A 10,065-nucleotide genomic window follows, 5' to 3' on the forward strand; every position below is an offset into this window, starting at 1 on the left:
ATCCTGATCATCGGCGCCGGACCAATTATTATTGGTCAAGCCTGTGAATTTGATTATTCAGGCACACAGGCCTGCAAAGCCCTCAAAGCTGAAGGCTACCGCGTTATTTTGGTGAACTCTAATCCAGCCACCATCATGACAGACCCTGATTTGGCCGACGCCACTTACATGGAGCCAATTACCCCAGAAGTTGTGGCCAAAATTATCGAAAAAGAGCGCCCCGACGCACTTCTTCCAACAATGGGCGGCCAAACAGCGCTAAACTGCGCATTGTCCCTGCGCAAAATGGGTGTCCTCGAAAAATACAATGTGGAAATGATCGGCGCGACAGCCGAAGCCATCGATAAGGCTGAAGACCGCGACCTTTTCCGCGCTGCAATGGATAAAATTGGCCTTGAAACACCAACCTCAATGCTCGCGCACGATCTCACAGAAGCGCTTGAAGCACTCGAAGTCGTTGGCCTGCCTGCCATCATTCGCCCCTCATTCACCATGGGTGGCACAGGCGGCGGTGTGGCGTACAACCGCGAAGAATATATCGCGATTGTTGAAAGCGGCATTGATGCGTCTCCAACCAATGAAGTGCTTGTTGAAGAAAGCATCATCGGCTGGAAAGAATATGAGATGGAGGTTGTCCGCGACAAAAAAGACAATTGTATCATCATCTGTTCCATCGAAAACATCGATCCAATGGGCGTGCACACTGGCGATAGCATCACAGTGGCCCCAGCGCTTACCTTGACCGACAAAGAATACCAAATCATGCGCGATGCATCTTTGGCGGTGTTGCGCGAAATTGGTGTGGAAACCGGTGGCTCAAACGTGCAGTTCTCCGTCAATCCAAAAGACGGCCGTTTGATCGTTATCGAAATGAACCCACGTGTTTCGCGTTCTTCTGCTTTGGCATCAAAAGCAACGGGCTTCCCAATCGCCAAAGTTGCAGCACGGCTTGCAGTTGGCTACACGCTTGACGAGCTCGAAAACGACGTCACAGGAGGTGCAACCCCGGCTTCGTTTGAACCGTCCATCGACTATGTGGTCACAAAAATTCCACGTTTCGCGTTCGAAAAGTTCCCCGGTGCAGACAATCACCTAACAACAGCCATGAAATCTGTTGGCGAAGCCATGGCCATTGGCCGGACGTTCCAAGAGAGCATGCAAAAAGCGCTACGTTCGCTTGAAACAGGCCTGACTGGCTTTAATGAAATCGGCATTCCGGGTGTTGGCGAAGGCGACGACAAAAACGCGGTGCGTGCTGCCTTGGGCAAACCCACTCCGGATCGGATTTTGGTCATCGCCGACGCCATGCGTTTAGGCTTTGATGATGAGTTCATCCACAATGCCTGTAAGTTTGACCCATGGGTACTTGAGCAAATTCGCGGCATTGTTGAAATGGAAGCGAAAGTAAAAGAACACGGTTTGCCAGAAACCGCGCAGCAACTGCGCAAACTCAAATCAATGGGCTTTGCCGATACGCGACTTGCGGACCTAACCGACAAAAAACCACGCGACGTGAAAGCGTTGCGCGACAAATTGGACGTTCACCCTGTCTATAAGCGCATTGACACATGTGCCGCAGAATTCGCCTCACCAACTGCCTATATGTATTCAACATATGAGACGCCATTTGCTGGCGCACCGGTGAGCGAAGCAGTGCCTTCTGACAAGAAGAAAATCGTCATTTTGGGTGGCGGACCAAACCGCATCGGCCAAGGCATTGAGTTTGACTATTGTTGCTGTCACGCCGCATTTGCGCTTTCTGAAGCGGGTTACGAGACCATCATGGTCAACTGTAACCCTGAAACAGTTTCAACTGACTATGACACTTCAGATCGTTTGTATTTTGAGCCATTGACCAAAGAAGATGTGCTCGAAATCCTGCACCTTGAGCAGTCAAAAGGCACGCTTGAAGGCGTTATCGTGCAGTTCGGTGGTCAGACGCCGCTTGGCCTTGCTAATTCGATCAAGCGCGCAGGCATCCCAATTTTGGGCACACAGCCAGAAGCCATTGATTTGGCCGAAGACCGCAACCAGTTCCAAAAACTGTTGCATGAATTGGAATTGACCCAGCCGCGAAACGGCATTGCATATTCGCTTGAGCAATCACGCATGGTGGCAGAGGATATTTCTTATCCGTTGGTTATTCGACCCTCATTTGTGTTGGGTGGCCGCGCCATGGCGATCGTCAACAATTCCGACGAATTTGAAGACTATGTGCAAAGCACCCTCACCGAATTGGTGCCGCCCCATATCCGTCAAAAATACCCGAACGACAAAACCGGACAGATCAACTCAGTCCTTGCAACCAACCCATTGTTGTTTGACAGCTATTTGGGCGGCGCAATCGAAATTGATGTGGACACCCTTTGTGATGGCAAAGACGTATTTGTTGCTGGCATCATGGAACATATTGAAGAAGCGGGTGTGCACTCCGGCGATAGCGCATGTTCTTTGCCATCGCGCAATTTGGATGAAGCAACAATTACTGAGATCAAACGTCAGGCCACTGAATTGGCGCTGGCCCTCAAGGTTGGTGGCCTCATGAACATCCAGTTCGCCCTTAAAGACGGCACGCTTTATGTGCTGGAGGTGAACCCACGCGCTTCACGTACGGTGCCGTTCGTCGCAAAAGTCATCGGCATGCCAGTGGCTAAAATCGCCGCGCGCATTATGGCGGGTGAAAGCCTTGCCAGCTTCAACCTCCAAGAGCCAGTGCTCAAGCATATCGCCGTCAAAGAAGCAGTCTTCCCATTTGCCCGCTTCCCTGGCGTTGATACAATTCTTGGCCCAGAAATGCGCTCAACAGGTGAAGTCATTGGCCTTGATACGGACTTTGGTATTGCCTTTGCAAAAAGCCAGCTTGGTGGCGGAACAAAAGTGCCAAAATCTGGCACCGTGTTCGTTTCCGTTCGCGACGAAGACAAAGCGACCATTCTGCCCAGCATCAAATTGCTTGAAGAAGTTGGCTTTAAGGTTATTGCAACCAGCGGCACGCGTCGGTTCTTGTTTGAAAATGGCGTAAAAGCCGAAAAGATCAATAAGGTTCTTGAAGGACGCCCGCACATTGTGGATGCCATGAAAAATGGCAATGTCCAATTGGTGGTCAATACAACATCGGGCCAACAAGCGCTTAATGACAGCCGGGACCTGCGCCGTACCGCATTGCTCAACAAGATCCCCTATTACACCACAATTGCTGGTGCAATTGCAGCGGTTGATGGCATTGTTTCTTACTCAACCGACACATTAACCGTGAAATCTGTGCAAGAATATTTCGCGGTTTAACAAACTCGGGCGGAGTTTACATTTTCAAGTAAACTCCGCCCATTGTTTACCTAAGTGTCTTATTTGATGATGGTAATTATCGCCCAAATATAGACAGGCATTGGCGCAAAGCCCCAGAGCAGAACCCAAGGCAATGCTGGCAACAGCCGTTCAAACGTTGTTTTCTTCTGCATGATTTTCCCTCAAGTTGTCAGTACGGTTGCAACAGCCGCCGCAACCAACCAAAACCAAAATGCGGTCTTAGCAGCAATATCCATCTGCAGCCCCACAGGGTCGCGCAACAGCGCAGTTCGCGGTTCATCGAACCGATCACGCTCACTAAATATGATGGTTGCGAACGCGGCCAGGACCAGCAGCGCCAAACCTTCAAAGACAAAGACCACATATATGATCATCTTATCGCTCCAATAGATCTTGTGCAGGATCGTAAAACATTCCCGTCATCAAACTACGGGCGATATTTTGAGCACGAGCGTTGAAAAAGTTCTTTGCTTCAGGCGAAGGTGCTATCTCCTCAAGGTTTTGCGCAAAAAGTTCAAGCCAGCGATCAAAATGCCAGCGCTCAACTTGCTTCAACTTCATATGTGCAGGCATGGGCCGACCATGATATTCGCCAGTCTTCAGCGCAATCGCACCCCAAAACTGCTTCATCTTATTCATGTGGGCAGGCCAACCCTCGCCGATCACCCCGTCAAATATCGGGCCCAGATCTGAATCTGCGCGTATTTTTGTGTAAAAGCTTTCAACCAACAACGATACAAAGGCCTCATCTATGCCGTATCCATTAGCTTGTCGCCGATAGTTTTCTCTGTGCACCTCAGCAAAACTCTTGTCCATTAGAACACACCTTTAAAGATATATTTTCAATGCATCTTTACTGCAATTCGGGAAAGATGCAATATGCCCATCACACAAATCTAACCAAGTGAGACAATAAGTGCACCTGACCAGTCAAACCGATTACGCTTTAAGGCTTGTCATCTACCTTGGCGCCCTGTCCCCTCAAAAACGCACAATTGCCCAAATTGCAGACCAACTGCAGATTTCAAGAACCCATCTGATGAAAATCGTCAATCGGCTCACAAACGCTCAAATTTTGCATTCTGTGCGGGGAAAAAATGGCGGCGTGGCAATAAATCCGAACGCATACAGCATAACCATTGCAGAAATTGTTGGATATACCGAACCGAATTTCGCAATTGTGGAGTGTCTTAATAAAGAAGAATGCAGCTGCGTCTTCGCTGGATACTGCTCACTTACATCGTTTTTTACTGATGCAAAGGCAGTGTTTATTGAACACTTGCGCACAAAAACCCTTGGTGACGTAATAAAAGAGAATTCTGTTCTTCCACCTTCATTGAATTGACGCACGCGAATTCATCGATCGAAAATTCTGATTTTGGAATGTTTTTAGACTGTTGAAATTTTGGTGATTCAATTCTATATTTATTCCATCGAATATTGGCCGAACGACTTGGCCGGAGCTAACTCCGCGAATGCTACGTTTCTACCAACATCGATTTACCCCCAATAAAGCTTGCGGTGAGCAATTGGGACAACAAAGCTTTTCGCGAAAGGAATTTTCCATGGCTTCAGGTACAGTTAAATGGTTCAACACCCAAAAGGGTTTTGGTTTTATTCAGCCAGCAGACGGCGGCAACGATGTGTTTGTGCACATTTCAGCAGTTGAACGCTCAGGTCTTTCTACACTGAACGAAAACCAAAAAGTTAGCTACGAATTGGTACAGGACAAGCGTTCTGGAAAATTCTCAGCTGGTGAACTCTCTCTTGAAGACTAAGCCATAAAAGGCTAGTTCTTCTGCTTCGGAATTTGGCTTAATCGCCAGAATCACGGACAATACAAACTTCCTAGCCGCGACTTTCCCATAACGATGGGCAAACTTGCGGCTAAATTGGTTTTGCATGTTAACGGCCCTCAATACCAAATTTGGGGCCGGTTTTTTATGCATGCAACGAGTTTTATAAATGAAAGGGTGGGACCATGGATAAGATCCCAATGACTATTGCAGGCCACAAGGCACTGAGCGAAGAACTCGTACGCCGCTCGTCTGTTGATCGCCCAAACATTATCGCCGATATATCGGAAGCGCGCGCCCACGGCGACCTTTCTGAGAACGCGGAATATCATGCCGCCAAAGAGCAGCAGAGCTTGAACGAAGGCCGCATCCAAGAACTCGAGTCTATTTTGGCTCTTGCTGATGTCATTGACGTGACAAAGCTAAGCGGACACACAATCAAATTCGGTGCAACCGTTGAACTTGTTGACGAAGACACCGAAAAAGAAAAAACCTATCAAATCGTTGGCAACCCTGAAGCCAATGCCAGCGAAGGCAAAATATCATTGTCGTCTCCCATCGCGCGTGCCCTCATCGGCAAAGAAGTTGGCGACAGCATTGAAGTAACCGCGCCAGGCGGGTCAAAATCATACGAAGTGTTGAAAGTCAGCTACATTTAGTGCCGTTACGGCTTCACGTTTATGTGGGCCAATTCGGTTCTGCCTTGTAACAGGCGTGTCGCATACTTAAACTAAGTGCAACTCAACTATTCACTTAATAAAGGTTTGCGAAAATGCACGCACCCGTCATGATCATCGGCTCTGGCCCCGCAGGTTATTCAGCAGCAATCTATGCTGCCCGCGCAATGCTAGAGCCGGTCATTATTCAGGGCATCCAGCCCGGTGGCCAACTCACCATCACCACAGAAGTCGAAAACTATCCCGGTTTTGCTGACATGATCCAAGGCCCTTGGCTGATGGAACAAATGAAGGCACAAGCCGAGCACGTTGGCACAAAAATCGTTTCCGACATCATCGTCAATGTGGACATGGACAAACGCCCATTTGAGCTTACTGGCGATAGCGGCACCATTTACACTTGCGACGCTCTAATCATCGCCACAGGTGCGCAAGCTAAATGGCTCGGCATTCCATCCGAACAAGAATTCCAAGGTTTTGGCGTTTCAGCTTGCGCCACATGCGATGGCTTTTTCTACAAAGAAAAAGAAGTTCTGGTTATCGGCGGCGGCAACACAGCGGTTGAAGAAGCTTTATTCCTCACCAACTTCGCCTCAAAAGTAACGCTGGTTCACCGCCGTGACGAACTGCGCTCAGAAAAAATCTTGCAAAAACGTCTGTTCGCCAACGAAAAAATTGACGTTTTGTGGGACACAGAATTGGTTGAAGTAACCGGCACAACCGGCATTCCAAAATCCGTAACGGGTGCAAAACTGAAAAACCGCAAGACTGGCGAGATTTTCGATAAAGCCTGCGACGGCATTTTCGTTGCCATTGGCCATGCGCCAGCCACCAGCTTGTTCGATGGCAAGCTAGAAATGAAACAGGGCAACTATCTCGTCACCGCACCTGATAGCACCGCCACCAACATTCCCGGCGTATTTGCTGCCGGTGATGTAACCGACGACATTTACCGTCAAGCCGTAACCGCCGCAGGCATGGGGTGTATGGCAGCTTTGGAAGCTGAAAAATACATCGCAGAGCAAGACGTAGCGGAAGCGGCTGAATAATGGGCATTGATTGGGATCGACTGCGGATTTTTCATGTAGTTGCCGAAGCTGGCAGCTTTACGCACGCTGGCGAGCGATTGGGCATGAGCCAATCTGCAGTATCCCGTCAAGTTTCTTCGCTTGAAGAAGGGTTGGGCTTAAAGCTCTTCATCCGCCACGCACGTGGCCTTGTCATGACCGAGGTGGGGGAGCAATTGTTCAAAACCGCCCACCGCATGGCGTGGGAGCTTCAATCCGTTGAAGCCCAAATGAGTGAGAGCCGAGACAATCCGACCGGACCATTGCTGGTCACAACCACGGTCGGGTTTGGCTCGACTTGGCTGACATCGCGGATCAATGAATTTTTGGAGAGATATCCAACCATTCAGCTCGAAATTAAACTGAACGATTCTGAGCTGGATTTGGCCATGCGCGAAGCCGATGTCGCCATACGCTTGCATCGACCCAATCAATCAGAACTCATTCAGCGCAAATTGTTCACGGTGCATTTCCATTTCTACGCATCGTCAACCTATTTGGAAAAGCACGGCATTCCCAAAAGCATCGACGACATCGACAACCACAAAATCATCACCTTCGGCAACCCAAGCCCGGCCTATCTTGGTGATGTGAACTACCTTGAGACCATTGGTCGCCCAGAAAACAATCCACGCATTCCAGCCCTGCGCGTAAATGCCATCTATGGCATGATGCAGGCTTGCCGCGAAGGCATTGGCATTGCCATGTTGCCCGACTACATCACAGAAGATGAGAGTTCGCTGGTCCGCATTCTGGACGAAGTGGAAATGCCCGAGTTTGAAACCTATTTCGTTTATCCACCAGCCTTGAAAAACTCAAAGCGCGTCGGTGTATTCCGCGACTTCTTGGTCTCAAAAGCCCGTGGCTGGGAGTTCTAGTCAGCGTTTGGCGTGCCCAACATGCGCTTGGAGATTGCCGTCCACATGTCGTTTTCGAGATCGTGAACACCAACAATCTGATCGTAGCCCACCAATTGGTTCTCAATGTTGAGATGTGCAAACCCATGCACCGCACTCCAATATAGCGCCACATCCACATACATTTGTTTGCTCAAGTGCCCCTGCCGAAAATCTTCAAGCGTTGCCGCCTGTTCACCACGCAAGCCATGAACGATCTTCACGAAGGTACTATAGGCCCGCGCTTCAGCCGCACATAGATCTTGGTCGTCCGTATCAAGCAGGTCACGTCGAAACATCAAACGAAACCGTTCTGGATTCTCTTTTGCAAATTGGGAATAGGATACTGCGAAGGTTTTTAACAACGCCTCGGGATTGCCATCAAATTGCGCATAGATTTTTTCAGCAACCACGGCAATCATGACAAAGCTCTCAGCGGCAATTGCTGTGAGCAATCCCTTAAGCCCAGCAAAGTGATGGGCAGGTGCTGCATGCGACACCCCGGCCTGCCGTGCACAAGCCCTAAGAGTTAGTCCTTGCAAGCCTTTTTCCGCCAATACCTCAGCTGCCGCAAAAAGCATAGCTTGGCGCAAGTTGCCATGATGATATGTGTCACTTTTTTTGGCCAAAACGATCTCAACTGCTTTCAAACACCTGCATTTAGGCATGTTTACAACGTCAAGAATGGCAGAACAAGCAGCGACCCGCAAATAACCATGGTTCAATCTCCGGTATTTACAGCGCTTTCGCACCAATTAAATCCTTGAAATATATAAGGGTTACAACTGATATGCAAAAAACGCATGCCCGCCTTGCGTCAAACATGGTTGCTAAAAGATGAATTAGCAATCATATACCCCTCAAGAAAAGCGAGATGAGTTGTTCCTCCTCCCTCAACTCATTCGTTGTTCCCTCCTTGTTAGAGTTTTCTCTAATCTTTTTCTGGCTCTATCCTTTTGGATAGAGCCTTTTTTTTGCCCTGCTCATTTCATGCATTTGACGCATGGCTACTATGCAATCTTGCCGCTGGTAAAATTTAGACCAAACAGTCATATTGAACACATAGCGAGTTAGCAACGTATCCTCCTCCCTCGAAGCTAGCTTGCTTATTCGGCAGACACCGTCCCTCCTCCCTCGATGTCTGCCTACCTATTCAAAGGCTCCGTCCCCTCGACGGAGCCTTTTTTGGTTGTAGATCGTTCTATTGGTTGCAACTGTTTTCCAGATACCAATTAATCCAAGACATGCAATTTCTGCGGCAATTGGGCGCTCAATCGACCCACTTAAAGCCCACAGCGCAATAGCTATGCGTAAATCGCATATCAAATATGCAATACATGCGCTTGTTTATTCCCGGGCCATGCCCCATATACACTTCATAACGAGTTGACAACGTATCCTCCTCCCTCGAAGTCAACTTGTAAAAAGCAGCAGACACCGTCCCTCCTCCCTCGATGTCTGCTACCTATTCAAAGACCCTGTCTCATAAAGACAGGGTCTTTTTTTTGTCCGCAAACACCATACTGTCCAACGCTGATCAAATTGAGCGCTTACGCCGTGGCGCAAACATCACCAGATTGCCAACCATCGTTAGCCCAATGCCAACAATGGCGCTCCAATGCCATTGGTACCCTTCAAACATAGTGGAGGCGAGCAATGCGACGATGGGGAAAACAACGGTTGCGTAGCCCGCTCTTGCCGAACCGATACGCGCAACCAGCATGAAATAAGTGGTAAAGCCGATCACCGATCCAACCACCGCCAAATAGGCGAGCGCAAGCAAATAACTCTGCGTTGTCACCAAAATAAGCGGCGTGCCGGTTACAAATATAATGGCCAATAACACCAGAGCACCAATGCCCATGCCCCAACTATTGGCAGTCAGTGGCGACACACCCTCAATCGAATTGCGCCGGGATGCCATATTGCCCAACGAAAACAATATCGTCCCCCCCGTGGCCCACAAAATTCCGGTTAGCACATCCCAATTCAACTCGCCAAAAATGTCACGCCAAAACAAAAGCACCAACCCACCAACGCCAATAAGTCCGGCAACAATGGTGCGCAGTTCGATCTTTTCTCCAAAGAACAACCGCGCGTTAAGTGCGTTAAAGATCGACGCCAGTGAAAACACCACTGACACCAGCCCAGACGCCATAAGGGCCGTCGCATTGTAAAAAGCGATGAAATTGAAACTGAACAGACAAAGCGCTTGCACAAAAACGAAACGCCAAACCAATGGGCGCTTTAACTTACCCACCAGTGCCAATCCTGCCAAGAATACGAACCCAGCCAAGGCAAACCGATAAAACACCGAAACAAC

General features: G+C 49.0%; 10 protein-coding genes. 6 read left to right on the top strand and 4 right to left on the bottom strand.

Features of this window, described 5'->3' with window-relative positions:
* Positions 1-3,285, top strand: a 3,285-nt coding sequence (carB, locus tag Q0231_RS09640; protein ID WP_299347407.1) for a carbamoyl-phosphate synthase large subunit, incomplete at its 5' end; no start/stop codon positions are given.
* Between the two features lie 182 nt (positions 3,286-3,467).
* Here the strand turns inward: carB and Q0231_RS09645 are convergent.
* A complete protein-coding gene (locus Q0231_RS09645; RefSeq protein ID WP_269395217.1) occupies positions 3,468-3,680 on the bottom strand; it encodes a hypothetical protein in 213 nt (70 codons plus the stop codon).
* Between the two features lies 1 nt (position 3,681).
* Positions 3,682-4,122 (bottom strand): group III truncated hemoglobin, encoded by a 441-nt coding sequence (locus tag Q0231_RS09650; protein ID WP_269395218.1) that lies wholly within the window; start codon positions 4,120-4,122, stop codon positions 3,682-3,684.
* A 100-nt stretch (positions 4,123-4,222) separates the two neighbouring features.
* Here Q0231_RS09650 and Q0231_RS16730 point away from each other — a divergent pair, with 100 nt between their 5' ends.
* The 5 genes from Q0231_RS16730 to Q0231_RS09670 all read left to right on the top strand — a co-directional run bounded on the left by Q0231_RS16730 (position 4,223) and on the right by Q0231_RS09670 (position 7,724).
* On the top strand, positions 4,223-4,651 hold the full coding sequence (locus Q0231_RS16730) for an Rrf2 family transcriptional regulator (RefSeq protein ID WP_367274485.1): 429 nt from the start codon (positions 4,223-4,225) through the stop codon (positions 4,649-4,651).
* 220 nt (positions 4,652-4,871) lie between these two features.
* A complete protein-coding gene (locus Q0231_RS09655; protein ID WP_269395219.1) occupies positions 4,872-5,084 on the top strand; it encodes a cold-shock protein in 213 nt (70 codons plus the stop codon).
* 203 nt (positions 5,085-5,287) lie between these two features.
* Positions 5,288-5,761 carry a transcription elongation factor GreA gene (greA, locus tag Q0231_RS09660; RefSeq protein WP_269395220.1) on the top strand — a complete coding sequence of 158 codons (474 nt, stop codon included), beginning with the start codon at positions 5,288-5,290 and terminating at the stop codon, positions 5,759-5,761.
* A 113-nt stretch (positions 5,762-5,874) separates the two neighbouring features.
* A complete protein-coding gene (gene trxB / locus Q0231_RS09665; protein WP_299347412.1) occupies positions 5,875-6,828 on the top strand; it encodes a thioredoxin-disulfide reductase in 954 nt (317 codons plus the stop codon).
* Positions 6,828-7,724 carry a LysR family transcriptional regulator gene (locus Q0231_RS09670; protein ID WP_269395222.1) on the top strand — a complete coding sequence of 299 codons (897 nt, stop codon included), beginning with the start codon at positions 6,828-6,830 and terminating at the stop codon, positions 7,722-7,724. Before trxB ends, Q0231_RS09670 begins: the two co-directional genes overlap by 1 nt.
* Here the strand turns inward: Q0231_RS09670 and Q0231_RS09675 are convergent.
* Both Q0231_RS09675 and Q0231_RS09680 read right to left on the bottom strand, forming a co-directional pair.
* Positions 7,721-8,371 carry a TetR/AcrR family transcriptional regulator gene (locus Q0231_RS09675; RefSeq protein ID WP_299347415.1) on the bottom strand — a complete coding sequence of 217 codons (651 nt, stop codon included), beginning with the start codon at positions 8,369-8,371 and terminating at the stop codon, positions 7,721-7,723. The two genes, Q0231_RS09670 and Q0231_RS09675, sit on opposite strands and share 4 nt — an antisense overlap.
* A gap of 908 nt (positions 8,372-9,279) precedes the next feature.
* A partial coding sequence (locus Q0231_RS09680) for a DMT family transporter (RefSeq protein ID WP_299347430.1) occupies positions 9,280-10,065 on the bottom strand: 786 nt, incomplete at its 5' end.

Origin of the sequence: uncultured Maritalea sp. (assembly GCF_937139385.1) — a bacterium.
Lineage (GTDB): Bacteria > Pseudomonadota > Alphaproteobacteria > Rhizobiales > Devosiaceae > Maritalea > Maritalea porphyrae_A.